This is a genomic window from Pseudocitrobacter sp. CD920760 (genome assembly GCF_057782505.1).
This window is the reverse complement of sequence record NZ_CM173490.1, coordinates 462332-488054: the sequence shown is the minus strand read 5'-3', so window position 1 is coordinate 488054 and position 25723 is coordinate 462332. Positions and strand designations below refer to the sequence as shown.

The 25723-nt window shown below is 55.2% G+C and carries 24 protein-coding genes and 3 tRNA genes; 10 read left to right on the top strand and 17 right to left on the bottom strand.

Going from position 1 to position 25723, the window contains the following annotated elements; translation table 11 throughout:
- Positions 1-29 precede the first annotated feature (29 nt).
- From hflX to nnr, 7 genes are all read right to left on the bottom strand, one after another.
- The gene (hflX, locus tag AC1MKH_RS02175; RefSeq protein ID WP_276220683.1) at positions 30-1310 is read right to left on the bottom strand and encodes a ribosome rescue GTPase HflX; all 1281 of its coding nucleotides are present in this window, start codon (positions 1308-1310) and stop codon (positions 30-32) included.
- Positions 1311-1381: 71 nt separating this feature from the next.
- Positions 1382-1693, bottom strand: coding sequence for an RNA chaperone Hfq (hfq, locus tag AC1MKH_RS02170; protein ID WP_015966213.1), 312 nt, complete (start codon positions 1691-1693; stop codon positions 1382-1384).
- A gap of 84 nt (positions 1694-1777) precedes the next feature.
- Entirely contained in the window at positions 1778-2728 is a 951-nt protein-coding gene (gene miaA, locus AC1MKH_RS02165) for a tRNA (adenosine(37)-N6)-dimethylallyltransferase MiaA (RefSeq protein WP_276220686.1), read from the bottom strand.
- A complete protein-coding gene (gene mutL, locus AC1MKH_RS02160) occupies positions 2721-4571 on the bottom strand; it encodes a DNA mismatch repair endonuclease MutL (RefSeq protein WP_276220688.1) in 1851 nt (616 codons plus the stop codon). Before mutL ends, miaA begins: the two co-directional genes overlap by 8 nt.
- A gap of 9 nt (positions 4572-4580) precedes the next feature.
- Entirely contained in the window at positions 4581-5927 is a 1347-nt protein-coding gene (gene amiB / locus AC1MKH_RS02155; RefSeq protein ID WP_276220690.1) for an N-acetylmuramoyl-L-alanine amidase AmiB, read from the bottom strand.
- A 16-nt stretch (positions 5928-5943) separates the two neighbouring features.
- Positions 5944-6405, bottom strand: coding sequence for a tRNA (adenosine(37)-N6)-threonylcarbamoyltransferase complex ATPase subunit type 1 TsaE (gene tsaE, locus AC1MKH_RS02150; protein WP_015966217.1), 462 nt, complete (start codon positions 6403-6405; stop codon positions 5944-5946).
- A complete protein-coding gene (gene nnr, locus AC1MKH_RS02145; RefSeq protein ID WP_276220694.1) occupies positions 6398-7924 on the bottom strand; it encodes a bifunctional ADP-dependent NAD(P)H-hydrate dehydratase/NAD(P)H-hydrate epimerase in 1527 nt (508 codons plus the stop codon). The genes tsaE and nnr overlap by 8 nt, the downstream gene beginning before the upstream one ends.
- On the opposite strand from nnr, the gene queG reads away from it, so the two are divergent.
- Positions 7923-9062: a tRNA epoxyqueuosine(34) reductase QueG gene (queG, locus tag AC1MKH_RS02140; protein ID WP_276220696.1), complete on the top strand. Its 1140-nt coding sequence runs from the start codon at positions 7923-7925 to the stop codon at positions 9060-9062. The genes nnr and queG overlap by 2 nt on opposite strands.
- 269 nt (positions 9063-9331) lie before the next feature.
- Here the strand turns inward: queG and AC1MKH_RS02135 are convergent.
- From AC1MKH_RS02135 to orn, 4 genes are all read right to left on the bottom strand, one after another.
- Positions 9332-9407, bottom strand: a tRNA-Gly gene (locus tag AC1MKH_RS02135).
- A gap of 37 nt (positions 9408-9444) precedes the next feature.
- Positions 9445-9520: transfer RNA gene (locus tag AC1MKH_RS02130), tRNA-Gly, on the bottom strand.
- A 37-nt stretch (positions 9521-9557) separates the two neighbouring features.
- Positions 9558-9633, bottom strand: a tRNA-Gly gene (locus tag AC1MKH_RS02125).
- Positions 9634-9856: 223 nt separating this feature from the next.
- Positions 9857-10402, bottom strand: a complete 546-nt coding sequence (orn, locus tag AC1MKH_RS02120; RefSeq protein WP_276220698.1) for an oligoribonuclease — start codon at positions 10400-10402, stop codon at positions 9857-9859.
- Between the two features lie 94 nt (positions 10403-10496).
- Between orn and rsgA the strand changes: the two genes are divergently transcribed.
- From rsgA to mscM, 3 genes are all read left to right on the top strand, one after another.
- Positions 10497-11552, top strand: coding sequence for a small ribosomal subunit biogenesis GTPase RsgA (gene rsgA / locus AC1MKH_RS02115; protein WP_041686331.1), 1056 nt, complete (start codon positions 10497-10499; stop codon positions 11550-11552).
- A gap of 117 nt (positions 11553-11669) precedes the next feature.
- Positions 11670-12632, top strand: a complete 963-nt coding sequence (gene asd / locus AC1MKH_RS02110; RefSeq protein ID WP_276220700.1) for an archaetidylserine decarboxylase — start codon at positions 11670-11672, stop codon at positions 12630-12632.
- 20 nt (positions 12633-12652) lie between these two features.
- On the top strand, positions 12653-15979 hold the full coding sequence (gene mscM, locus AC1MKH_RS02105; protein ID WP_276220703.1) for a miniconductance mechanosensitive channel MscM: 3327 nt from the start codon (positions 12653-12655) through the stop codon (positions 15977-15979).
- An 83-nt stretch (positions 15980-16062) separates the two neighbouring features.
- Here the strand turns inward: mscM and yjeM are convergent, their stop codons facing one another.
- Both yjeM and epmA read right to left on the bottom strand, forming a co-directional pair.
- Positions 16063-17565, bottom strand: a complete 1503-nt coding sequence (gene yjeM, locus AC1MKH_RS02100; RefSeq protein WP_276220705.1) for a glutamate/gamma-aminobutyrate family transporter YjeM — start codon at positions 17563-17565, stop codon at positions 16063-16065.
- Positions 17566-17800: 235 nt separating this feature from the next.
- A complete protein-coding gene (gene epmA, locus AC1MKH_RS02095) occupies positions 17801-18778 on the bottom strand; it encodes an elongation factor P--(R)-beta-lysine ligase (protein ID WP_276220707.1) in 978 nt (325 codons plus the stop codon).
- A 329-nt stretch (positions 18779-19107) separates the two neighbouring features.
- On the opposite strand from epmA, the gene frdA reads away from it, so the two are divergent.
- The 6 genes from frdA to AC1MKH_RS02065 all read left to right on the top strand — a co-directional run bounded on the left by frdA (position 19108) and on the right by AC1MKH_RS02065 (position 24223).
- The gene (gene frdA / locus AC1MKH_RS02090; protein ID WP_015966226.1) at positions 19108-20898 is read left to right on the top strand and encodes a fumarate reductase (quinol) flavoprotein subunit; all 1791 of its coding nucleotides are present in this window, start codon (positions 19108-19110) and stop codon (positions 20896-20898) included.
- Positions 20891-21625, top strand: a complete 735-nt coding sequence (frdB, locus tag AC1MKH_RS02085; RefSeq protein WP_149465074.1) for a fumarate reductase iron-sulfur protein — start codon at positions 20891-20893, stop codon at positions 21623-21625. The genes frdA and frdB overlap by 8 nt, the downstream gene beginning before the upstream one ends.
- 10 nt (positions 21626-21635) lie before the next feature.
- A complete protein-coding gene (frdC, locus tag AC1MKH_RS02080) occupies positions 21636-22031 on the top strand; it encodes a fumarate reductase subunit FrdC (protein ID WP_276220710.1) in 396 nt (131 codons plus the stop codon).
- Positions 22032-22041: 10 nt separating this feature from the next.
- Entirely contained in the window at positions 22042-22401 is a 360-nt protein-coding gene (frdD, locus tag AC1MKH_RS02075; protein WP_108476109.1) for a fumarate reductase subunit FrdD, read from the top strand.
- A gap of 60 nt (positions 22402-22461) precedes the next feature.
- Positions 22462-23604, top strand: a complete 1143-nt coding sequence (ampC, locus tag AC1MKH_RS02070; RefSeq protein ID WP_276220712.1) for a CMY2/MIR/ACT/EC family class C beta-lactamase — start codon at positions 22462-22464, stop codon at positions 23602-23604.
- 88 nt (positions 23605-23692) lie between these two features.
- A complete protein-coding gene (locus tag AC1MKH_RS02065) occupies positions 23693-24223 on the top strand; it encodes a lipocalin family protein (protein WP_276220714.1) in 531 nt (176 codons plus the stop codon).
- Here the strand turns inward: AC1MKH_RS02065 and sugE are convergent.
- From sugE to efp, 4 genes are all read right to left on the bottom strand, one after another.
- Entirely contained in the window at positions 24220-24537 is a 318-nt protein-coding gene (sugE, locus tag AC1MKH_RS02060; protein WP_015966232.1) for a quaternary ammonium compound efflux SMR transporter SugE, read from the bottom strand. The two genes, AC1MKH_RS02065 and sugE, sit on opposite strands and share 4 nt — an antisense overlap.
- A gap of 157 nt (positions 24538-24694) precedes the next feature.
- Complete coding sequence (gene ecnB, locus AC1MKH_RS02055; RefSeq protein ID WP_015966233.1) at positions 24695-24841, bottom strand: lipoprotein toxin entericidin B; 147 nt, start codon at positions 24839-24841, stop codon at positions 24695-24697.
- 104 nt (positions 24842-24945) lie between these two features.
- Entirely contained in the window at positions 24946-25077 is a 132-nt protein-coding gene (locus tag AC1MKH_RS02050) for an entericidin A/B family lipoprotein (RefSeq protein ID WP_041686332.1), read from the bottom strand.
- Between the two features lie 67 nt (positions 25078-25144).
- Positions 25145-25711, bottom strand: a complete 567-nt coding sequence (gene efp / locus AC1MKH_RS02045; protein ID WP_276220717.1) for an elongation factor P — start codon at positions 25709-25711, stop codon at positions 25145-25147.
- Between the last annotated feature and the right edge of the window lie 12 nt (positions 25712-25723).

The following is a 25723-nucleotide window of genomic DNA, read 5'->3' as shown; positions in this document are numbered from 1 at the left end:
ATGACTCCATGCTCCAGGCAAGCTGCCGGCTAGACCAAGTAATCGGTCAACGCCGGTTCTTGTTTACAGAGGCGACGCCAGTCAACAATCGGCATTCGAACTTGCAGACTGACACTGCCGTCTTCCTCCATCCACTCTTTTTCTATCGCCTGAAGCTGATAAAAACGGCTTCTTAAACGCCCTTCCTCAGGCGGTAGACGCAGAGTATGCTGCGCTACTTCCCCGGAAAGCCGTTCGGTTAAAGCCTGGAAAAGCAGTGGCACACCCACCCCGGTCTGCGCGGAAAGCCAGACCCGGACAGGTTTGTTTTCTTCATCACGATCGATGCGCGGTTCGAAATCGTCCAGCACGTCGATTTTGTTCATGACCAACAGCGTCGGGATCTCAAGCGAGTCGATCTCCTCCAGCACTGTATTTACGGCCTCTATATTTTCCTGCACGCGAACATCAGCTGCGTCAATAACATGCAGCAGCAACGTCGCCTGACGGGTTTCCTGCAATGTCGCTTTAAATGCCGCCACCAGGTCATGCGGCAGGTGGCGAATAAAGCCTACCGTGTCCGCCAGCACCGTCTCGCCAACGTCGGCGACATCGATACGACGCAGCGTTGGGTCCAGCGTCGCAAAGAGTTGATCCGCCGCGTAAACCTTCGCTTCGGTTATCTGGTTAAACAGCGTCGATTTCCCGGCGTTGGTGTAACCCACCAGCGATACCGTCGGGACATCAGCTTTAGTACGGGAACGACGTCCCTGCTCACGCTGCTTTTCTACTTTCTCAAGCCGCGAGAGGATTTGCATAATACGGTTACGCAGTAAACGACGGTCAGTTTCGAGCTGGGTTTCACCCGGGCCGCGCAAACCAATCCCGCCTTTCTGCCGTTCAAGGTGGGTCCAGCCACGCACCAGGCGCGTCGCCAGATGGCGCAACTGCGCCAGCTCAACCTGCAACTTACCCTCATGGGTGCGCGCACGCTGGGCGAAAATATCTAAAATCAGACCGGTACGGTCGATCACCCTGCATTCACACAGCTGTTCCAGGTTACGTTCCTGGGCTGGGCTTAATGCATGGTCAAAGAGTACGACAGAAGCCCCTGTCGCTTTTACGGCTTCCGCAATTTCGACAGCCTTACCTTCACCAACAAAATACTTTGGGTGCGGTGCTTTACGGCTACCAGTAATCACCTGCATTGCTTCGACACCGGCGGAAGAGACCAGAGATTCAAACTCCTGGAGGTCTTCCATATCTTTGTCTTGCGAAAAATAGATGTGTACCAGCACCGCCTGCTCACCGGCATCATAACGGTCAAACAAGCGTAATTCCTCATAAAATACCAGCGGGGAACCGGGTAAACCAGGCTCCCCGACCGGGAAACAGCGTTAACTTATTCTGTGTCGTCGCTGTCTTGCTGCGCAGTGGTAGAACCCTGCGCGTTGCTACCATGATGGTAGTTACTGCTGGTGCCGCCGCCAGCGTTATTGCTGTGATGAGATACCGGACGGGACGGAACAACAGTGGAAATTGCGTGCTTATAGACCATCTGGCTGACCGTGTTTTTCAACAGGATCACGAACTGGTCGAAAGACTCAATTTGACCTTGCAGCTTAATACCATTCACCAAATAAATAGAAACCGGAACACGCTCCCGACGTAGTGCGTTCAGGAACGGGTCTTGTAAAGATTGCCCCTTAGCCATTCTCTCTTTTCCTTATATGCTTATTTGTACTTAGAACCCACAGGTCCTTAAAATTGCGCACGAATACGGTTCAATTGTACACATTCAGTCTACACAATCACCAACTACCTGTATTACTTCGTTGAACGCCTGTTCAGGTTGTTCGCTATCTAACCAGTGAACCCCATCCCAACCGCGCAACCAGGTCACCTGGCGCTTGGCTAACTGTCTCGTGGCGCAAACTCCTCGATAAACCATTTCATCGTATGGGATCTCGCCTTCGAGGTATGACCACATCTGGCGATATCCAACACAACGAATGGAAGGCATATCCGTATGCAAATCTCCACGGGCAAAAAGCGCCCGCACTTCTGCTTCAAAACCTGAAGCTAACATCTGATGAAAACGCTGCTCAATGCGCTGATGGAGCAGTTCACGGCTCGCCGGGGCGATGGCGAACTGATGCACCTTGTAGGGCAGAGCGTCTCCTGACGTTTGCGTCAGTTCCGTTAAAGTTTTACCCGAAATGAAAAAAACTTCCAGTGCCCGGGAAAGTCTTTGCGGATCATTTGGATGAATTCGCGCAGCGGCAACCGGGTCAATTGACTTAAGTTGCTCATGCAGCGCTGTCCACCCCTGCTCTGCTGCCTGTTGCTCAATTCGCGCTCTGACCTCGGGATCTGCCGACGGTAACGGCGACAATCCTTCCAGCAACGCCTTGAAATACAACATCGTACCGCCAACCAGAAGCGGGATACGCCCTGCAGCGGTAATCTCAGCCATTTCGGCCAGCGCATCGCGACGGAAATCCGCAGCAGAGTACGCCTGTGCCGGGTCGAGAATGTCTAACAATCGGTGCGGCGCGGCTGACAATTCTTGCGCGTTCGGCTTGGCCGTCCCGATATCCATCCCTCGATAAATGAGGGCGGAATCAACACTAATCAACTCTACAGGTAAAACTTTACGTAATTCGATAGCCAACGCCGTTTTACCGGAAGCGGTTGGCCCCATTAAAAAAATTGCCTTTGGCAGGCGAGTCTCGGTCACGTCACTCATTTCTCAGGGCGTTCATCGCAGAATCTAAATCAACAGGTTGTAACAGACCACCTGGAGGTGCTTTGACCAGCTGTGGGCAGAGTCGTTCAACATCCGCCAGCATCGCGATAGCCTGAGACATGTTCCATTGAACATGCTCGCTCGCCAGGTTACGGGCCAGCCATTGGGCAATATCACCCGCCTCAACCTGACTTTGTTGCACCAGATAGCCTATCAGTTCAGGAATCAAGTTTTGTAAATTTTGTTGGCGTAAGGGTAAAGGCACCGCGCGAACGGTCACGTGCTGGCCTTCTGCCAGAATATCAATGCCCAACGAGGCGAGTTGCGGCTGCGCCGTTTGCAACGCCTGGCTTTCAACATCGCTCGCTTTCAGGCGCAACGGAATCAACAGCGGCTGCGCACAAATCGGCGTTTCGCCAGGCGTCAACTGCGCCAGGCGCAGCCAGCGTTCCGCCACGGGCAACGCCAGCAGGCTAAGTTTGCCGCCGCGTTCCAGTAACGCATAGCACGGTGGCGCAATGGTTAAAACACGGCCAAAGCTCTGACTGTGTCCGGCAAGAGACTCCGGCGTCGATGGCTGCGGTTTCTCCGGCGCTTTCGGGGTATCGAGCAACTGGCGATAGAGCGCTCCCTGCTGCTTTTGGTATCCCGGCTGCGCATTCGGCCAGCTTGCGCCGCCGCGCGTGCTCACGCCCGAAGACGGCGCGTTAAAACGCGGGGCGTCAGGCTCGCGCGCCGCCGCAGGTTCAGCGAACTGATTGCGGCCCGCCGCCGCACGGTTTTCCGCAATGGGACGCGGCGCGAGCTCGTCGTCATCTTCATCCAACGGTAGCGGCGATTCCAGTTGCTGCTGCAGTACGCTCAGCACGCCCTGATAGATAAAGTCATGCACCAGCCGCGATTGGTGGAATCGCACTTCATGCTTCGCCGGATGCACGTTGACATCCACCTGATGCGGGTCGATTTCCAGATAAAGCACAAACGCCGGTTGCTGATCGGCACCCAGTTTATCTTCGCAAGCCTGGCGAATCGCGTGATTAATCAGGCGGTCGCGCATCATGCGGCCATTCACGTAGCAGTACTGAATTTCCGCTAACGCCGGGGTGGTGTGGTTCGGGTCCGCAACCCAGCCGTGCAGGGTTAAATCACCGTGCTGCCACTCAATTGCCAGCGCGTGTTCAAGAAACGCGGTACCGCAAATCGCGCCCAGCCGACGTTCACGCGGAGCACCCTGCGTAACCGCACGGTACTGACGGATCATCTTACCGTTGTGATTGAGGGTGATCGCCACGTCAAAACGCGCCAGCGCAATGCGCCGGATAATCTCATCAATATGATTAAATTCGGTTTTTTCGGTGCGCATAAACTTGCGCCGCGCCGGAGTGTTGTAGAAGAGATCCAGCACTTCCAGCGTAGTGCCGACCGGATGCGCGGCGGGTTTCACCGTCACGTCCTGGTCGCGCCCTTCCGCATAAGCCTGCCAGGCTTCCGGCTGCTCGGCCGTGCGGGAGGTGAGCGTTAAACGGGCGACGGAGCTGATACTGGCCAGCGCTTCGCCGCGAAAGCCGAGGCTAATAATGGCTTCCAGATCGTCGAGCGAGGCAATTTTACTGGTGGCGTGACGGGCCAGCGCCAGCGCCAGCTCGTCCTTTTTGATACCGCAGCCGTTATCGCGAATGCGGATAAGCTTCGCACCGCCGCGTTCGATATCAATATCGATGCGGGTTGCGCCCGCATCGAGGCTGTTTTCCACCAGCTCTTTCACCACCGACGCAGGTCGCTCTACCACCTCGCCAGCGGCAATCTGGTTCGCAAGCTGTGGCGGCAGAACCTGAATCGGCATGAAGACTCCTTAGTTAATCAACGTTCCGGTTGATGCGTTGGCGCTGGCAGTCTGGGCCTGATCTTCTCTCGGGCCAGACTGGATCGGATGCGCCTGGAAATAGTTACGCAACCCGTTGTAAATCGCTTCCGCCAGTTTCTGCTGGTAGTCGTCGCTGGCCAGCAGGCGTTCTTCCGATGTGTTACTGATAAAGCCGGTTTCGACCAGAATCGACGGAATATCCGGCGAGCGCAGTACGCCAAGGCTGGCGTGTTCCGGGCGACGCTTGTGGATATTGCCCACGCGCTGTAGCTGGCTTATCACATTGGTGGCCACGTCATAGCCTACGCGCTGAGAGTGACCGAACTGCAAATCAAGTACCGCCTGGCTCAGGTACGGGTCAGCCTGGCTGTTTGCCAGCACATCGCCCGCGCCGCCCAGCAGCTCGGATTGTTTCTCGTGCTGCTCCAGCCAGCCCGCCATTTCGCTATTGGCGCGACGGTTGGAGAGCACCCACACGGATGCTCCGCTTGCTGAACGGCTTGGCGCGGCATCGGCGTGAATCGACACCAGGAAGTGCGCGTTTTGTTTACGCGCCACGTCTGAACGCCCCATCACCGAAATAAAGTAATCGCCATCGCGGGTTAGCACGCCTTTAAACATCGGGTCGTCATTGAGCAACGTGCGCAATTTACGGGCAATGGCAATGGTGACGTTCTTCTCACGTGTGCCATCCGGGCCAATAGCGCCTGGGTCCTGACCACCGTGCCCCGCATCAATGGCAATAATCACTTTGTCACCCGAGGCAACGCGCGTGCGGCTGGCCGGGCGTGAAATCGCCGTATCGGTATTGGTCACCGCCGTAATGCGATCGTTTTGCGTTTTAAACGGATTACGCGCAGGTTCAACCGGTCGCGGTGCAGGCGTCACTACCGGCGTTTCTACCTGTTTGACCACTACTGGCGCAGGTGGTGGTGGCGGTGGAGGCGGAACATCGGCATCGATGGTAAACACCACCATATAGCTCGCCCCGTTCTGCTTTTTCACCGCCTGGGTTTTACCCTTTTGCGTGAGATCGACCACCAGACGTAACGACTGATCGTCTTTCGGCGTACCGGAGTGAATTGCTTTCACCAGGTTATTGCCGCTAAAACGCAGCGGCAGCCCCTGAATCACGCCCGTCTGTTTGATATCCAGCGCCACGCTGCGCGGGCCATCCTGGCTGAATGCGTACTCAGGATCGCCCATAAAACTGAAGGTAATGCGCGCCTGCTGATCGCCATTTGAAACCTGAATATCGGATAACGTTGCCGCTGTTGCGCCGACACTGAACAGCATCAGCGCCGCAGCCAGCCAACCTTTTGCGCGTAAAATCATCCCGTGATCCCTAAAATTAACCGGCAAACCGCGCCAGCAGAGACTCACCCAATGAGGAGACAGCGGTTATGCGCGCCTCACGCCCTTGCGCCTGGTAATCTAAGTGTATTTCGATATCCGGTTCAGGCAGTACACCCGCGCCCTGTTGCGGCCATTCCACCAGGCAGATGGAATCGTTAGAAAAATAATCGCGGATCCCCATAAATTCGAGCTCCTCGGGATCGGCAAGGCGGTACAAATCAAAATGGTAAACCATCAGTTTATCGAGGGTATACGGCTCGACCAGCGTATAAGTTGGACTTTTGACGTTGCCGCGGTGGCCCAGCGCTTGCAGGAAGCCACGGCTGAAGGTGGTTTTGCCGGCGCCGAGATCGCCGTACAGATAGATAACCGTCGCGCCGTCGCAGGCTTTCGCCACGCGGTCGCCGAGGTCTAAGGTCGCCTGCTCGTCGGGTAAGGGAATCACTCGATTAATCATGGTCTACGTCAATCACATCCGGGTTAACAACACGCCGCAGCGTGGAAAAGAGATCAGTGGCCAGCATACCGCGGGTACCGAAGCGCGCCGCGAGTTCATCCGCCGCCGCACCGTGCGCGACACAGCCCGCGCAGGCAGCATCATAAAGCGAGAAGGCCTGCCCCAGCAATGCGCCAATGATACCGGAGAGCACATCGCCCATTCCGCCGCTGGCCATCCCTGCATTTCCGGCGTCAATCAGCGTTATTGCCCCCGCTTCACAGGCCACCACCGTGCCCGCGCCTTTCAGCACCACTACGCCACCATACCGTTTTACCAGACGCTGCGCAGAAAGTAAGCGATCGGCTTCAATTTCTGACACGCGACAGTTCAGTAACCGCGCGGCTTCGCCGGGATGCGGCGTTAACACGCGATTGTGACGTTTATCGGGATTGATTGCCAGCAGGTTCAGCGCATCGGCGTCCCAGAGCATCGGTTTGTTGATGTTTTCAACTTTACGCAGCGCCTGTTTTCCCCACGCGCTTTGCCCAAGGCCGGGGCCAATCACCACCGCATCCGCCCATTGCAGACTCTCATCAAGAATTTCAGGCGTCAGTTCATGCACCATCAACTCCGGCCTGGCGGTAATAATCGGCGCAACGTTCTCAATGCGAGTAAGCACTCGCACTAATCCAGCCCCCGCGCGCAGCGCGGCTTCACCGGTCATGCGTATCGCGCCAGCCGTACCGTGATCGCCGCCGATAATCACCAGTTTGCCGTGGTCGCCTTTATGCGACGTCGGGCGGCGCGGTGGGAACCACGCGGTGAGTTGTGATGCGTCGGCACGGCTGATATCGGTCGTCTGCGCGTCAAGCCAGCGTTCCAGACCCAACGCATGATGATGCAAACGCCCGACCACGTCTCGCGCCTTGCCGGTTAATAAGCCGGGCTTCAGGGCAATAAACGTGAGGGTATGCGCGGCGTGAATCACCGCACCCGGCGTGGTGCCGGTTTGCGCGTTCAGGCCAGAGGGAATATCGATTGCGAAAACGGGGGCAGAATGCATATTCGCAAGCTCTATCAGGCGAGCAATATTCTCGCGCGGCGCGCTCTGTAAGCCCGTGCCGAGCAGCGCGTCGATGATAAGGTCGGTCTCTTCCGGCCACACGGTTTGCGGCGAGTGGATCACCCCGCCCGCGTTCAGCCAGGCCTCGCGCGCGGCGTGGGCCTCTTCCGGCAGCGGTTTATCGCTCTCCTGCGCCAGCAGGGTAACGTTGATGCCCGCCGCCTGCGCCAGACGCGCCACCACGTAGCCATCGCCGCCGTTATTGCCGTGGCCGCAGAGAATCAGCCAGTGTGACGCTGTTGGGTACGTGGCACGCGCCAGCGTAAACGCGGCGTCGCCCGCGCGCAGCATCAGTTCAAACAGCGTCATACCAAGGCTATCCGCCGCCTCTTTTTCTGCGCGACGCAGGTCATCCGCAGCCCACACGGAGTGTGGTATACTTGCAGGGTTTCTCGTCAATGTATGGTCCGTCATGTCACAGCCCCTCGATCTCAATCAGTTAGCGCAACAAATCAAACAATGGGGCACTGAACTGGGCTTTCAGCAGGTGGGTATCACCGATACCGATCTCAGCGCCTCTGAGCCCAAATTACAGGCATGGCTGGACAAACAATACCACGGCGAAATGGAGTGGATGGCCCGCCACGGTATGATGCGTGCCCGCCCTCACGAGCTTCAGCCCGGCACATTGCGCGTCATCAGCGTGCGAATGAACTATCTGCCCGCCAATGCGGCCTTTGCCAGCACCCTAAAAAATCCCGATCTCGGTTATATCAGCCGCTACGCGCTCGGGCGCGATTATCATAAGCTGCTGCGTAATCGCCTTAAAAAATTGGGCGAGTTGATTCAGGAACAGTGCGTCTCGCTGAATTTTAGACCTTTTGTTGATTCCGCGCCCATCCTTGAGCGCCCGCTCGCCGAAAAAGCCGGGATTGGCTGGACAGGTAAGCACTCACTTATCCTCAACCGCGATGCCGGGTCGTTCTTTTTCCTCGGTGAGTTACTGATTGACCTGCCCCTGCCCATCGATAAACCGGTAGAGGAAGAGTGCGGACGATGCGTCGCCTGCATGACCATCTGCCCGACTGGCGCTATCGTAGCGCCATACACCGTCGATGCGCGTCGCTGTATCTCCTATCTCACCATTGAGCTGGAAGGCGCCATTCCGGAAGAATTTCGCCCGCTGATGGGCAACCGCATCTACGGCTGTGACGATTGCCAGCTAATTTGCCCGTGGAATCGTTTTTCGCAACTGACAGATGAAGCAGACTTCAGCCCGCGTAAGGCGCTGCATACCCCGGAATTGATTGAACTCTTTGCCTGGGATGAAGCCTGGTTCCTGAAAGTCACTGAAGGTTCGCCTATTCGCCGCATCGGCCATCTGCGCTGGCTGCGTAATATTGCCGTTGCGCTCGGCAATGCGCCGTGGAGTGAAGCGGTTATTCAGGCGCTGGAGACGCGCCGAGGTGAGCACCCACTTCTCGATGAACACATAGAATGGGCGATTGCGCAGCAAATTGAGAAGCGAAATGCCTGCGTAGTCGAGGTGCAATTGCCGAAGAAACAGCGTCTGGTGAGAGTGGTTGAGAAAGGATTACCGCGTGACGCGTAAAACATTCACAGGCTGTGAATAAAAATAAAAAAGCAAAGGGATTCAAAGCACACAGAGAGGTCAAGTGATCGAATTAACATTTTGAAATGTTAATTTTTCACTAATTATCAATAAGATACAAAGATACTATTCACCATTCGAAGAATTTTGAATTCCAGGAATAGTGCCCGACTCTGTGGATAACTCTGTTTACAAGAGTATTTCAGAAACGAAAAATCACCCCAGCGAATTAACATCACTGTGGATTTCGATAAATCAGAAAGAAAATTTGGAGCGGGAAACGAGACTCGAACTCGCGACCCCGACCTTGGCAAGGTCGTGCTCTACCAACTGAGCTATTCCCGCTTGGGTGGTGCGTGCTTAGAAAGCACTTTTCAAATTTTGGAGCGGGAAACGAGACTCGAACTCGCGACCCCGACCTTGGCAAGGTCGTGCTCTACCAACTGAGCTATTCCCGCTTGGGTGGTGCATGCTTAGAAAGCATCTTTCAAATTTTGGAGCGGGAAACGAGACTCGAACTCGCGACCCCGACCTTGGCAAGGTCGTGCTCTACCAACTGAGCTATTCCCGCATCATCATGATTTCTAAGTTCTAAACCTGAAATCTTGTGATTAATTTGACGCTGTCGTAACGTTGATTTCTCTGTCGTTACGGGAGGCGCATTATACGAGAAATCCTTTTTGCTGCAACCCCCCCTGAAGCGTTTTTTTTGAAATATCGTTCAAGTGACGAATAATTCATCATCCTGGTGCTTTTTACGCCGAATGGCAAGCGCCATCCGGCAAAGACGAGAATCAGAGCTTAATAAAGTTTTCGCGATAGTAGGCCAGTTCAGCCACTGACTCACGGATGTCATCCATCGCCTGGTGCGTACCCTGCTTCTTAAAGCCGTCGAGAATTTCCGGCTTCCAGCGACGCGCCAGCTCTTTGAGCGTGCTCACGTCCAGATAACGATAGTGGAAGTAGGATTCCAGTTCCGGCATATACTTGAACAGGAAACGACGGTCCTGGCCGATGCTGTTACCGCAAATCGGCGATTTCCCTTCCGGAACCCACTGCTTGAGGAATTCAAGCGTGGCCAGTTCCGCCGCGCGGTCGTCAAGGGTGCTTGCTTTCACGCGTTCGACCAACCCGCTGCCGGTATGCGTGCGCACGTTCCAATCATCCATCAGCGCCAGTTGTTCATCAGACTGATGCACCGCGATCGTCGGGCCTTCAGCCAGAATGTTAAGATTCGCATCCGTCACCAGGGTGGCGATTTCAATAATGCGATCGCGCTCGGGATCGAGACCGGTCATCTCCAGATCGATCCAAATCAGGTTGTTTTCATCTGCACTCATGTTATTTTCCACCCTTGTCGCGTGACTATATTCATCAAAAATAGCGTGTATCATAGATCTTTTGCCCATTATGGGCGACCAGGAGTCTGTACGATTGAGTAAAAATAAACTCTCCAAAGGTCAGCAGCGTCGCGTGTCGGCTAACCACCAGCGCCGTCTTAAAACGACTGCGGAGAAGCCCGACTACGATGACAATCTGTTTGGTGAAACCGCTGAAGGCACCGTTATCAGCCGTTTTGGCATGCATGCTGACGTTGAATCCGCCGACGGCGAGACGCACCGCTGCAACATCCGCCGCACCATTCGTTCGCTGGTTACCGGCGATCGCGTTGTCTGGCGTCCGGGTAAAGCGGCAGCCGAAGGCGTGAACGTCAAAGGCATCGTGGAAGCGGTACATGAACGTACCTCGGTGCTGACGCGCCCGGACTTTTACGACGGTGTAAAACCGATTGCCGCCAATATCGACCAAATCGTTATCGTCTCGGCCATTCTGCCGGAACTGTCGCTGAATATTATCGACCGTTATCTCGTTGCCTGCGAAACGCTGGACGTCGAACCAATCATCGTGCTGAACAAAATCGATCTGCTGGATGACGAAAGCATGGCTTTCGTGAATGAGCAGATGGATATCTACCGCAACATTGGCTATCGCGTGCTGATGGTTTCCAGCCATACACAGGATGGTTTGAAACCGCTGGAAGAAGCGCTGACCGACCGCATCAGTATTTTTGCCGGGCAGTCCGGCGTCGGGAAATCGAGTCTGTTGAATGCTTTGCTTGGTCTCAACGAAGAACGGATCCTCACCAATGATGTTTCCGATAACTCCGGTTTAGGCCAGCACACCACCACCGCCGCACGCCTTTATCACTTCCCGCATGGCGGCGATGTGATTGATTCTCCTGGCGTTCGAGAATTTGGCCTCTGGCATCTTGAGGCGGAACAAATCACCAACGGCTTTGTCGAATTCCATGATTATCTGGGTTTGTGCAAATACCGCGACTGCAAACATGACACCGATCCCGGCTGCGCCATCCGCGAAGCCGTTGAAGAAGGTAAAATTGCCGAGACGCGATTCGAAAATTATCACCGCATTCTGGAAAGTATGTCGCAGGTAAAAACGCGTAAAAACTTTTCTGATGGTGATAACTGAGAATTATGCTTTAGCGACTGACATTTATCGCGTGCGTCGTTAAAATCGCCACCTTTTCTTTTGGGACCCGCGCATGATGCGGGTTCAGGAACGACACATCATGGCCTGGAGGCTACTTTGTTAAACGATCTTAAACTTTCACTGCAATACATTCTGCCTAAACTGTGGCTTACCCGCCTCGCAGGCTGGGGGGCGAGCAAGCGAGCAGGATGGCTGACCAAACTGGTTATCGATCTGTTTGTGAAATACTACAAGGTCGATATGCAAGAGGCGCAGAAACCAGATACCGCCAGCTATCGCACCTTCAACGATTTCTTTGTGCGTCCGCTGCGTGACGATGTGCGCCCACTCAATACCGATCCTAACGTGCTGGTGATGCCTGCCGACGGTGTAATCAGCCAGTTAGGCCGTATCGAAGAAGACAAAATTTTGCAGGCTAAAGGCCACGACTATTCGCTGGAAGCGCTGCTGGCAGGCAACTACCTGATGGCGGATCTTTTCCGCAACGGGACTTTCGCCACCACCTACCTGTCTCCGCGTGACTATCACCGCGTACATATGCCGTGCAACGGTATCCTGCGCGAAATGATCTACGTGCCGGGCGATCTCTTCTCCGTAAACCACCTGACCGCGCAGAACGTACCTAACCTGTTTGCCCGTAACGAACGCGTTATTTGCCTGTTCGATACCGAATTTGGCCCGATGGCACAGATTCTGGTCGGTGCGACCATCGTTGGCAGTATCGAAACCGTATGGGCAGGTACGATCACACCGCCGCGTGAAGGCGTGATCAAACGCTGGACCTGGCCGGCGGGAGACAGCGAAGGTTCCATTGCCCTGCTGAAAGGCCAGGAGATGGGCCGCTTCAAACTGGGTTCCACGGTCATCAACCTCTTCGCGCCAGGCAAAGTCCAGCTGATTGAAGAGCTGAAAAGCCTCTCTGTGACGAAGCTGGGCCAACCCCTGGCAGTCTCAACCGAAGCCGTTGTCGTTCCAGAGCCGGAAGTTCTGCCAGAGGAAGAAGTGGCGGCTGAAATTGAAGCCAGCCCGCTGGTCGACGATAAGAAAGACGAAAGCTAACTTCAAAAAAGGGTTCTGACGTGCGCCTGATTATCACTTTCCTGATGGCCTGGTGCCTCAGCCTGGGGGCGTACGCAGCGACGGCCCCCGACAGTAAACAGATAGCTCAGGAGCTGGAGCAGGCTAAATCCGCCAAACCTGCCCAGCCCGAAACCGTTGAAACCTTGCAGGGTGCGCTGAACGCGCTTGAGGAGCGAAAAGGCTCCCTTGAGCGCGCCACGCAGTATCAGCATGTGATCGACAACTTTCCTAAACTTTCCCAAACATTACGCTCCCAACTGAATAACCTGCGCGAAGAGCCGCGCGAGGTTCCTGAAGGCATGAGCGCTGACGCGCTAAGTCAGGAAATTCTTCAGGTCAGCAGCCAGTTGCTGGAAAAAAGCCGCCTGGCGCAGCAGGAGCAGGAACGCGCACGGGAAATCGCCGACTCCCTGAATCAGCTGCCGCAACAGCAAACCGATGCCCGTCGCCAGTTGAATGAAGTGGAACGCCGCGTCGGTACGCAAACGGCCAACACACCACAGGCGCAGGCGCAAAACCTGGCGTTACAGGCCGATTCCGCACGCCTGAAGGCGCTGGTTGATGAACTGGAACTGGCGCAGCTTTCGGCGAACAATCGCCAGGAGCTGTCACGCATGCGTTCAGAACTGGCGCAGAAACAGGGCGAACAGTTGGATGCGTATCTTCAGGCGCTGCGCAATCAGCTCAACAGCCAGCGCCAGCGCGAAGCCGAGCGGGCGCTGGAAAGCACCGAACTGCTTGCCGAAAACAGCGCGAATCTGCCCGTCGGGATTGTTAATCAGTTCAAAGTTAACCGTGAGCTTTCCCAGGCACTGAATCAACAGGCTCAGCGTATGGACCTGGTGGCCTCGCAGCAGCGTCAGGCGACAGGCCAAACCTTGCAGGTTCGTCAGGCGCTGAACACGCTGCGCGAACAGTCGCAATGGCTGGGTTCCTCTAATCTGTTAGGCGAAGCGTTACGCGCGCAGGTTGCTCGCCTGCCGGAAATGCCCAAGCCCCAGCAGCTTGATACCGAAATGGCGCAGCTGCGCGTGCATCGTCTGCGCTATGAAGATTTACTCAATAAGCAGCCACAACTGCGCCAGATCCAGCAGGCTGATGGCAAACCACTTACCGCCGAGCAAAATCGTATTCTGGAAGCGCAGCTTCGCACTCAGCGTGAACTCCTCAACTCGCTGTTGCAGGGTGGCGACACGCTGATTCTGGAACTTACCAAGCTAAAAGTTTCCAATAGCCAACTGGAAGACGCCTTAAAAGAGGTGAATGAAGCCACCCACCGCTATCTGTTCTGGACCTCAGACGTGCGGCCAATGGACTTCAGCTGGCCGCTGGAAGTGGTGCAGGATCTGCGCCGCTTAATCTCGCTGGATACCTTCAGCCAGCTAGGTAAAGCCACCGCGATGATGCTTACCAGCAAGCAGACGCTGCTACCGCTCTTTGCAGCGCTGATTCTGGTGGGCTTCAGTATCAGTTCGCGCAAACACTTCACCCGTTTTCTGGAACGTTCCAGCGCGCGCGTTGGCAAAGTCACCCAGGATCATTTCTGGCTGACCATGCGTACCGTTTTCTGGTCGATTCTGGTCGCTTCTCCCCTGCCCGTCCTCTGGGCAACGCTGGGTTATGGCCTTCAGGAGGCCTGGCCTTATCCGCTTGCCGTGGCGATTGGCGATGGCGTAACCGCCACCGTACCGCTGCTGTGGGTGGTGATGATCTGCGCCGCCTTTGCCCGTCCAAATGGCCTGTTCATCGTGCACTTCGGCTGGCCGCGCAACCGCGTGCTGCGGGCGATGCGTTACTATCTGATGAGCATCGGGCTTATCGTGCCGCTGATTATGGCGCTGATCATGTTCGATAATCTCAACGATCGCGAGTTTTCCGCCTCATTAGGCAGGCTGTGTTTCATCCTGATTTGCGGCGCGCTGGCGGTGGTCACGCTCAGCCTGAAACGCGCAGGCATTCCCCTCTGGCTCGATAAAGAGGGCGATGGCGATAACATGGTAAACCGCCTGCTGTGGAACCTGCTTTCCGGTGCGCCGATGGTCGCGATCCTCGCGGCTGCCGTCGGTTATCTGGCAACATCACAGGCATTGCTGGCGCGTCTGGAAACCTCGGTCGCCATCTGGTTCCTGTTGCTGGTGATTTATCACGTCATCCGCCGCTGGATGCTGATTCAGCGCCGCCGTCTGGCATTTGACCGTGCCAAACATCGACGCGCAGAGATGCTGGCTAACCGCGCCAGAGGCGAAGAAGAGACCCACTCCACCAGCCTGGAAGGTTCGGTCGAAGCCGAGGTCAGTGAAGTCGATCTCGACACCATCAGCGCCCAGTCGCTGCGGCTGGTACGCTCGATTCTGATGCTGATTGCGCTGGTTTCGGTGATTGTACTGTGGTCGGAAATTCACTCCGCTTTCGGCTTCCTGGAAAATATCTCGCTGTGGGATGTCTCCTCAACCGTGCAGGGCGTGGAAAGTATTGAGCCCATTACGCTCGGCGCGGTGCTGATTGCGATTCTGGTGTTTATCATCACCACTCAACTGGTGCGCAATCTGCCCGCGCTGCTGGAGCTGGCGCTGCTCCAGCATCTCAATCTGACGCCAGGCACCGGGTATGCCATTACCACCATCACCAAGTATCTGCTGATGCTGTTTGGCGGGCTGATTGGCTTCTCGATGATTGGTATTGAGTGGTCGAAATTACAGTGGCTGGTAGCGGCACTGGGTGTCGGGTTAGGTTTTGGTTTACAGGAAATTTTCGCCAACTTTATCTCTGGCCTGATCATCCTGTTCGAAAAACCGATTCGTATCGGCGATACGGTCACCATTCGCGATTTGACCGGGAGCGTCACCAAAATCAACACCCGTGCCACCACCATCAGCGACTGGGACCGCAAAGAGATTATCGTGCCGAATAAAGCCTTTATCACCGAGCAGTTCATCAACTGGTCGCTGTCGGATTCGGTTACCCGCGTGGTGTTGAGCATTCCGGCGCCGTCAGACGCTAATAGTGAAGAAGTGACGCAGATCCTGCTGACCGCCGCACAGCGTTGCTCGCTGGTAATTGATAACCCAGCGCCGGAAGCCTTCCTGGTCGACCTGCAACAGGGGATTCAAATCTTCGAACTGCGTATCTACGCAGCGGAGATGGGCCACCGTATGCCGCTACGTCACGAAATCCACCAGCTGATTCTGGCGGGCTTCCGCGAGCACGGTATCGATATGCCGTTCCCACCGTTCCAGATGCGTCTGGAAAGCATGGGCGGCACTAAAACCCCGGCAGGCAGAACGTTATCCTCAACGGGACGTGGGCGTAAGGCGGGAAGTTTATAGTAGTCGGTAGAGCGGCGGGCAGGCATCGCGCCCCCCGCCACCGCCTGATGCGCTTCGCTTATCAGGCCTACCGATCCTTTTGATTACTCTATCGCCAGCTCGGGCGTATTCGCCGTCCGGCGGCGATAGTTCTCGTAAATCCCCATCGCCATCAGCGAGAAGAAGATTGGCCCGCCAATCATCCACAGGGCGCTGCTCCAGTCATTTGCTTCAATCACCGGTTGGATAACGGTGAAGATGTTAGCGAACGATACAATCAGCACCACCACGGCCGTGGCGACCAGCGCAGAAGCGCGCGTTTTAAAGATAACAAACGGCCTTTCCAGATCGGTTTTCGCTTTGAAGAACGGGAACGCCAGCGCCAGGAAAAGATACGGCAGCGTCATTGAGACGTTCGCCATCAGCGTTAGTTTGTTATAAAACGCAGAAGCCGTATCGCCACCAAACGACACCAACAGAATAAACAGACACACCAGGCCACACTGCGCCCACATCGCGGTTTCCGGCATACCGCTCGCGTTCAGGCGCGTGACGGAGGTCGGCCACAGCGCTTTTGGCGTGCCCTGCACAATAGCTTTCAGCGGCGAGTAAATCAGGGTGAAGAACGCACCGGTATACGCGAGGAACATCGACAGACCGGTAATACGCGCAAACCATACGCCAAGCGAGGTCGTTGCCTCAGGCGATAAGCCCAGCGCATGCCCCAGCGTTTCGCCCAGACTGTGCATCAGAATGTAGGTGATATTCCCAAGATTGGTCGCCCGGTTGCTCAGCACCGCCTGCCAGTTTGTGCTCACACCCCACAGGACAATCGCCAGCGCGTAGCCAATTGAGATAACGAGCGCCGCGAAGATAATGCCTTTCGCAAAGTTCTTCTCCGGGTTTTCGGTTTTATCTACCAGCCCACCAACGGCTTCAATGCCGCCGTAGGCAAAGATAGCAAAGACCACAAATGACAGCATCGCCAGGCCAGACTGGTAGCCCGGATTCGGCGACGCGACAAAGTTAATTGGCTCTGCAAAGTTTCCGCCGTTTAGCGCCATAATCGTGATACTCACCACCAGCAGGACCAGATTCAGGCACATGACCGAAATCCCGCCGACTGCGGTAATTTTGGCGATTTTGTTGATCCCACGGGAGGCGACAAACGTCACCAGTAGCATCCAGCATACCGCGAGAATGCCGACGGCCTGTGTGGGCGTCAGGCCAGCGAAGGCCCACACCTGCGTTTGATCCGAGCCGCACAAAAAGGTGGAAAACGGCACCCACACTTTCGCCGCAGTACTGACCATCCAGACCACATAGGATGAGAACCACATAAAGGTACCGATAAACGCAAAGCGCGGCCCTACGCTGTTATTCATCCACGAGTAGATACCGCCCTCTTCTTTGCGGTACGCCGAGCCCATTTCCGCCATCATTAATGCAAAAGGAATAAAGAAGAAGAGTGCCGAGAGAATATAAAAAGGGGCGGCGCTGTAGCCCATTAAATAGAATGCCGACGGGCTATTGGCAAAGCCAAACACCGACGTAAAGATCATCAGAATAAGCCCGGTGAGGCTCATCTTTTTTAGAGACTGGTTCATCTTGCCGTTCCAAAAAGAGTCATAACGCAAATAACGCTATCCCACGCCGACTGGCAGGGACGAAAGCACGGATAGTAGCAAAAAACCAGATTATTATTGTGACAATATTGGAGGATAACGAAGGAAAAACTGTAAAAAAGAGAGGGAATGGTTACATTATCTAAGTGACGTGAATATTACGATTCCTTTAAATAAGGCGCGGCTATATTTCATCAATAATAGCCGCGCGAAGACGTCAGGCGCGATCGACCGTAAAGGCGATAACGTCGGCAATCTGCTCCGCATCCAGCGCCAGCATCACCAGACGATCGACGCCCAGCGCCACGCCGGAGCAATCAGGCAGACCGGCGGCTAAGGCGTCCAGCAGGTTCTTATCGATAGGCTGCTGCGGCAGACCGCGCGCGGCGCGCTTGCGGTTATCCTGCTCGAAACGCTGCTGCTGTTCACGCGCGTCGGTCAGTTCATGGAAACCGTTCGCCAGCTCCATGCCTTTGAAATAGACCTCGAAACGTTCCGCCACACGGTGATCTTCCGCGCTGATTTGCGCCAGCGACGCCTGGCTTGCCGGGAAGTGGTAAACAAAGGTCGGGCGATCTTTACCGATGTGCGGCTCTACGCCGAAAGCGAACAGCAGCTGTAACAGGGTATCCCTGTCTTCTTCTGCATCGGCAACGTTGCTGAGATCCAGTTTCGCGGCCACTTCACGCAGCAGCGTTTTGTCCGCTGAAAGTGGATCAATTTCCAGATGACGCTGGAACGCCTGCTGATAAGAGAGACTTTCCGCCGGCTGGCACTCCAGGACCTGTTGCAGTAAATCATCCACCTCGTTGATGAGTCGGTACATATCAAAATGCGGACGATACCATTCCAGCATGGTGAATTCCGGGTTGTGGTGACGCCCCATTTCTTCATTACGGAAGCTTCGGCACAGCTGGAATACCGGGCCACAGCCTGCCGCCAGCAGACGCTTCATGTGGTATTCCGGGCTGGTCATCAGATAGAGATTCACACCCTGAGAATGACCAGGGCCCACAAAGCGAGTCTCAAACGGTACCAGATGGACATCGGTTACCGTTGCCTGGCTCATACAGGGCGTTTCCACCTCAAGCACGCCGCGGTCAGCAAAGAAACGACGAATTTCCGTCATAACAGCCGCGCGTTTTAACAGGTTGGGGATGGATGCGCTCGGCTGCCAGGTTGCCGTCTCGCTCATGGTTTTTTCTCCAGATTCAAACAAGGGCACGAAGTCTACTCGTAACCTGTCAGCGAGACAAATTTTGTGCGGAAATTATTAGTCTGGTCAGCTGGCGCAAGGGAGTAGCGAGGGGTAGTTTAGTAATTAAATTAATCAAAATTAGTGATGATTAGAGGCCATCAGACTCAAAAATAATCGAACACATCAAATTTCCCTCAGATTTCTACGGGTATACTGCTTTACCCATAAAGGAGCAGTGGAAACGTTTCCGCCATAGCGAGTCGTAATCAGGTGAACTACCTTTTGCTTAGAGCGAGTGCGGAATAACAATAATCTGGAGGAATGTCGTGCAAACCTTTCAAGCCGATCTTGCCATTATAGGTGCTGGCGGAGCTGGTCTACGAGCAGCCATCGCCGCGGCGCAAGCTAATCCAAACGCCAAAATAGCTTTAATCTCAAAAGTTTATCCGATGCGCAGCCATACCGTTGCGGCTGAAGGTGGCTCCGCTGCCGTCGCGCAGGATCACGATAGCTTTGAATATCATTTTCACGACACCGTAGCCGGTGGGGACTGGCTCTGTGAACAGGATGTCGTGGACTACTTCGTCCATCACTGCCCGACAGAGATGACCCAGCTTGAGCAATGGGGCTGCCCGTGGAGCCGTCGTCCGGACGGTAGCGTGAACGTTCGCCGCTTCGGGGGAATGAAAATCGAACGTACGTGGTTCGCCGCCGATAAGACCGGCTTCCACATGCTTCACACCCTCTTCCAGACCTCTCTGCAATTCCCGCAAATTCAACGCTTCGATGAACATTTCGTTCTCGACATCCTGGTCGATGATGGTCAGGCTCGCGGCCTGGTGGCGATGAATATGATGGAAGGCACGCTGGTACAGATCCGCGCCAACGCAGTGGTGATGGCGACCGGCGGCGCAGGCCGTGTGTATCGCTACAACACCAACGGCGGCATCGTCACCGGTGATGGTATGGGTATGGCGCTCAGCCATGGCATTCCGCTGCGTGATATGGAATTCGTTCAGTATCACCCAACCGGCCTGCCAGGTTCTGGCATCCTGATGACGGAAGGCTGCCGTGGTGAAGGCGGTATTCTGGTCAACAAAAACGGCTACCGTTATCTGCAGGATTACGGCATGGGCCCGGAAACCCCACTGGGCGAGCCGAAAAACAAATATATGGAACTGGGTCCGCGCGACAAAGTTTCTCAGGCTTTCTGGCACGAGTGGCGTAAAGGCAACACCATTTCCACGCCGCGCGGCGATGTCGTTTACCTCGACCTGCGTCATCTGGGCGAGAAAAAACTGCTGGAACGCCTGCCGTTCATCTGCGAACTGGCGAAAGCGTACGTGGGCGTCGATCCGGTGAAAGAGCCGATTCCGGTTCGCCCGACCGCGCACTACACCATGGGCGGTATCGAAACCGATCAGCAGTGTGAAACCCGCATCAAAGGGCTGTTTGCCGTCGGCGAATGTTCCTCCGTCGGCCTGCATGGCGCGAACCGTCTGGGTTCCAACTCGCTGGCTGAACTGGTGGTCTTTGGCCGCATGGCGGGCGAACAGGCAATGGAACGCGCTGCAACGGCAGGCGAAGCCAATAGCGCCGCGCTGGATGCTCAGGTTGCTGACGTTGAAAGCCGCCTGAAAGCACTGGTTAATCAGGAAGGTAGCGAAAACTGGTCGAAGATCCGCGACGAAATGGGTCTGTCGATGGAAGAAGGCTGCGGTATCTACCGTACGCCGGAACTGATGCAGAAAACCATCGATAAGCTGGCCGAGCTGCAGGAACGCTTCAAACGCGTACGCATCACCGATACTTCCAGTGTGTTCAACACTGACCTGCTCTATACCATTGAGCTGGGCCACGGCCTGAACGTTGCCGAATGTATGGCGCACTCTGCAATGGCGCGTAAAGAGTCTCGCGGCGCGCACCAGCGTCTGGACGAAGGCTGCACCGAGCGCGATGACGTTAACTTCCTCAAGCATACGCTTGCTTTCCGCGATGCCGACGGCACCACGCGTCTGGACTACAGCGATGTGAAAATCACAACGTTGCCGCCAGCCAAGCGTGTCTACGGTGGCGAAGCTGAAGCAGCCGATAAAAAGGAGAAAGCGAATGGCTGAGATGCATAACCTGAAAATCGAAGTGGTGCGCTACAACCCGGAAGTGGACTCCGCGCCGCACAGCGAATTCTATGAAGTGCCTTATGATGAAACCACCTCGCTGCTGGATGCGTTGGGCTACATCAAAGATAACCTGGCGCCGGACCTGAGCTATCGCTGGTCCTGCCGTATGGCGATCTGCGGTTCCTGCGGCATGATGGTCAATAAGGTGCCGAAGCTGGCCTGTAAGACCTTCCTGCGCGATTACACCAAAGGCATTAAGGTTGAGGCGCTGGGCAACTTCCCGATCGAACGCGATCTGGTTGTCGATATGACGCACTTTATCGAAAGCCTGGAAGCGATTAAGCCGTACATCATCGGCAATTCGCGTACGCCGGATCAGGGTCCGAACAACCAGACGCCTGCGCAGATGGCGAAGTATCATCAGTTCTCCGGCTGCATTAACTGCGGCCTGTGCTACGCCGCCTGCCCGCAGTTTGGTCTGAACCCTGAGTTTATCGGCCCTGCCGCCATTACTCTGGCGCACCGCTATAACGAAGACAGCCGCGATCACGGGAAGAAAGAGCGTATGGCACAGCTGAACGGCCAGAATGGTGTCTGGAGCTGTACCTTCGTCGGTTACTGCTCCGAAGTGTGTCCGAAACACGTCGACCCGGCAGCGGCCATTCAGCAGGGTAAAGTGGAAAGCTCGAAAGACTTTCTTATCGCTACCCTGAAACCACGCTAAGGAGTGCATCATGACGACTAAACGCAAACCCTATGTGCGGCCAATGCCGTCCACCTGGTGGAAAAATCTGCCGTTTTATCGCTTCTATATGCTGCGTGAAGGAACGGCGGTGACCGTTGTCTGGTTCAGCGTTTTGCTGATTTGCGGCATTTTTTCGCTGAAGCACGGGCCAGAGTCCTGGGCGAACTATGTCAGTTTCCTGCAAAACCCGATTGTGGTGATCCTGAATCTGATCACCCTCGCGGGTGCGCTGCTGCATACCAAAACCTGGTTTGAGCTGGCGCCGAAAGCCGCCAATATTATCGTAAAAGGCGCAAAAATGGGGCCGGAGCCAATTATCAAAGGGCTCTGGGTGGTGACGGCTCTCGTCACCGTGGTCGTGCTGTTTGTGGCACTGTTCTGGTAAGGAGGCCAGGGTGATTAATCCAAATCCAAAACGTTCTGACGAACCGGTATTCTGGGGCCTGTTTGGCGCAGGCGGGATGTGGGGCGCAATCGTTGCGCCGGTGATTGTCCTGCTGGTTGGCATCATGCTGCCGCTGGGGCTGTTCCCGGGCGATGCGCTGAGCTATGAGCGCGTGCTGGCCTTTGCACAAAGCTTTATTGGCCGTGCGTTTCTGTTCCTGATGATTGTGCTGCCGCTGTGGTGCGGTTTACACCGTATTCACCACGCGATGCACGACCTGAAAATTCACGTTCCAAGCGGAAAGTGGGTTTTCTACGGCCTGGCTGCTATTCTGACGGTTGTGACGCTGATTGGTATCGTCACCATCTGATGAAGTCCTAATGTTAATCCGGCCCGCCACTGGCGGGCCGTTTTGTATGGAAGCCTGGTCATGTTCAAAACGTCTCTCTGCGCGCTGCTGCTTGGCGCCTCCTGCACCGCACTTGCCGCACCTCACACTGAACAACAGATAACGGAAATCGTTAATCGCGTCATTACGCCACTCATTAAAGAGCAGGCCATTCCTGGCATGGCCGTCGCGGTCATCTATCAGGGCAAACCGTATTACTTTACCTGGGGTGACGCCGACGTCGCGAAAAAGCAGCCCGTCACGCAACAGACGCTGTTCGAGCTGGGTTCAGTCAGTAAAACCTTCACCGGCGTACTGGGCGGCGACGCTATCGCGCGTGGGGAAATTAGCCTGAACGACCCGGCGACGAAATACTGGCCCGAACTCACCGGGAAACAGTGGCAGGGTATTACGCTGCTGCATCTCGCGACTTACACCGCAGGTGGTTTACCGCTACAGGTACCGGACGACGTGACGACCGATGCTGAACTACGTCGCTATTATCAAAACTGGCAGCCAGAATGGGCGCCGGGCACGCACCGCTTATATGCCAACGCCAGCATTGGGCTTTTTGGCGCGATGGCGGTGAAACCGTCCGGTTTGAGCTTTGAGAAGGCCATGACCGAGCGCGTGTTGCAACCGCTTAAGCTCACGCAGACGTGGGTAACCGTCCCGCCAGCCGAACAGAAACACTACGCCTGGGGATATCGCGATGGGAAAGCCGTGCACGTCTCACCAGGCCAGTTGGATGCCGAAGCCTATGGTGTGAAATCCAGTATTCAGGATATGGCGCACTGGGTGCAGTTCAATATGAATGCCAGCAAAATCAAAGAGAAAACTCTGCGACAGGGCATTTCACTGGCACAGTCGCGCTACTGGCAAATTGGCGAAATGTATCAGGGATTAGGCTGGGAAATGCTGAACTGGCCGGTCAACCCTGACACCATCGTCAACGGCAGCGACAGTAAAATCGCCCTCGCCGCGCTGCCAACGAAAGCGATAACGCCGCCAGCGCCCGCCGTAAGCGCATCATGGGTGCATAAAACCGGCGCAACCGGCGGATTTGGTAGCTACGTCGCCTTTGTGCCGCAGCAAGAACTCGGCATTGTGATGCTGGCAAACAAGAACTACCCCAACCCTGCGCGCGTAGCCGCCGCGTATCAAATTCTGAATTCGCTGAAATAAGTGATTTCTGGCCTGTTTCGGCAGGCCGTTCCCACTCGATTTTCCTGCTGTCATCTACACTTAACAGAAAACCAGTAAGGAAACTCTTATGCGCATCCTGCCCGTTGTCGCCGCCGTCGCCGCCGCGTTTTTGGTGGTTGCCTGCAGCTCCCCGACGCCGCCAAAAGGCGTTACCGTTGTGACGCCATTTGATACTACTCGCTACCTTGGCACATGGTACGAAATTGCCCGCTTTGATCACCGATTTGAAAGCGGGCTGGAACAAGTCACCGCAACTTATCGTCTGCGTGATGACGGTGGTCTGAACGTGACAAATAAAGGCTATAACCCGGATCGGGCGATGTGGCAGAAAACCGAGGGGAAAGCGTATTTCACCGGCGATCCAAACCGCGCCGCCCTAAAAGTGTCGTTCTTCGGACCCTTCTACGGTGGCTATAACGTGATTGCCCTCGATAAAGAGTACCGCCACGCATTGGTTTGCGGGCCGGATCGCGACTACCTGTGGATACTCTCACGCACACCGACCATTTCAGATGAGATGAAACAGCAGATGCTGGCCGTCGCAACCCGGCAGGGGTTTGATATCAGTAAGCTAATTTGGGTGAAACAGCCCCATTAATGGGTGCTGAGTTTCAGGCCGATGATCCCCGCAACAATCAGCCCCAGGCTCGCCAGACGCATGGGGCTTGCAGATTCACCCAGCAGCAGAATTCCGGTAATGGCGGCGCCCACCGCGCCAATGCCGGTCCAGACCGCATAAGCCGTGCCGACCGGCAGGCTTTTCATCGCCCAGGAAAGCAACGCCATACTGACAATCATAGCCGCAATGGTGATGACGCTTGGCGTCAGGCGGCTAAACCCATGGGTGTATTTCAGGCCAACCGCCCAAACCACTTCAAGTAAACCAGCGATAAGTAGAATAATCCAGGACATAACAGGCTCCAGAGAAATGGGGCCGTCCCCGATGAAAAGAGGCGCTTACGGGTCGTCCCGCAAGGCGATGGTGAAGCGTTATTTTATCAATCGTAAACGCGAGGGGCAAACAGGAAGAACGGTACGGAGAGGTCGCCGTACCGTTTAAAGGCGCAAATTACTGCTGAGCTTTAGTGGCCGCACCGGAAATCGCATTGCCACCATCAGAAATATCTTCGCCAACGCCGCGTGTTGTATTACACGCCGTCAGTACGGATGAAAGCACTACCACGGTAAAAAACGCTGCAATTGTTTTCTTAATCATCATATCGTCCTTTAATGGTCAATGTTTATGCATGTAGCCTGTTAAGCATAGACAAATTCCCGCGCTTCGACGGAAAAGGAGAACGATTTAAGAATTATGAAGGGTTAGCTGGCGGCGTGAGAAATGATGCTGCCGAGATCTTTGATATCTTCCCCAACACCACGGGCGGTGTTGCATCCGCTCAGCAATGCGCCGGCGACAATCAGCAGTAGAAGTGTTTTTACGGTACGGGTCATCATCCTTGCCTGAAATCATCAGGCGCAGCGCCGTGCTGCGCCCTCATTCATCCATTTATAACATGGATTACTTCACGCGGGATACATATTCGCCAGAGCGGGTATCCACTTTGATAACTTCGCCAATCTGAACGAACAGCGGCACTTTAACCACTGCGCCAGTGGACAGGGTCGCCGGCTTACCGCCAGTACCTGCGGTGTCGCCTTTCAGACCTGGATCGGTTTCAACGATTTCCAGTTCAACGAAGTTCGGCGGGGTAACGGAGATAGGCTGACCGTTCCACAGGGTCACGATGCATTCAGCCTGATCCAGCAGCCATTTGTCGCTATCGCCAATCGCTTTTGCGTCAGCAGACAGCTGTTCGAAGGTTTCGTTGTTCATGAAGTGCCAGAACTCACCGTCGTTGTACAGGTAAGTCAGGTTCATATCGACAACGTCAGCACCTTCAGCGGAGTCAGTAGATTTGAAGGTTTTTTCTACACGGGTACCGGTCAGCAGGCGGCGCAGTTTAACGCGAGCAAACGCCTGACCTTTACCTGGTTTAACGAATTCACTGGCTTCAACCGCGTACGGTTCGCCGTCCAACATGATTTTAAGACCAGCACGAAAATCGTTGCTATAGTAAGTCGCCATAAGGCCCTCTGA